This window comes from Streptomyces sp. DH12 (assembly GCF_020873895.1).
Taxonomy (GTDB): domain Bacteria; phylum Actinomycetota; class Actinomycetes; order Streptomycetales; family Streptomycetaceae; genus Streptomyces.
On the sequence record NZ_JAHWGT010000335.1, the window covers coordinates 1 to 677 of the forward strand.

The 677-nt window shown below is 73.1% G+C and carries 1 protein-coding gene; it reads right to left on the reverse strand.

The genetic code is table 11. The features are described 5' to 3' along the window. Positions 1–100: 100 nt before the first annotated feature. The coding region (locus tag LPA54_RS34395; protein ID WP_228984576.1) for a response regulator transcription factor at positions 101–677 on the reverse strand (577 nt) is incomplete at its 5' end.

Below are 677 nucleotides of genomic sequence, written 5' to 3' on the forward strand. Positions count from 1 at the left end.
GAGGACCGCGAGGCCATCGAGCACCTGAGCGCCCTGTCCGCCGGGATCAACAGCACCATCCAGCGCTGGCTCCAGCACACCCTGTGAGCCCGCGGGACGGTCAGCCGGCGCCCGGTGCGACCAGACCCGACTCGTAGGCCACGACGACCAGTTGGGCCCGGTCCCGGGCGCCGAGCTTGCCCATCGTGCGGCTCACGTGGGTCTTCGCGGTGAGCGGGCTGAGCCCCAGCGTCTCGGCGATCTCCGTGTTGTTGAGGCCGCGTGCGACCAATGTCAGCACCTCCCGCTCCCGCTCGGAGAGGCAGTCGGGGCCGGCGGTGACCGGCGCCGCCGCGGGACTGCGCAGGAAACGCTCGATCAGCCGGGCCGTGGGTCCCGGCGACAGGAGCGCGTCACCGGCGGCCACCGTGCGGATGGCGTCGAGGAGTTCGGCGGGCCGGGTGTCCTTCACCAGGAACCCGGACGCCCCGGCGCGCAGCGCGTCCACGATGTTCTCGTCCGTGTCGTAGGTGGTGAGGACGAGCACCTTCACCCCCGCCAGGTCGTCGTCGGCGGCGATCAGCCGGGTCGCCTCGATGCCGTCGAGGTCCGGCATGCGGATGTCCATGACGACGAGGGCGGCCCGCTCGCTACGGGCGAGTCCGACCGCCTGCCGGCCGGTGGCGGCCTGCCCGACG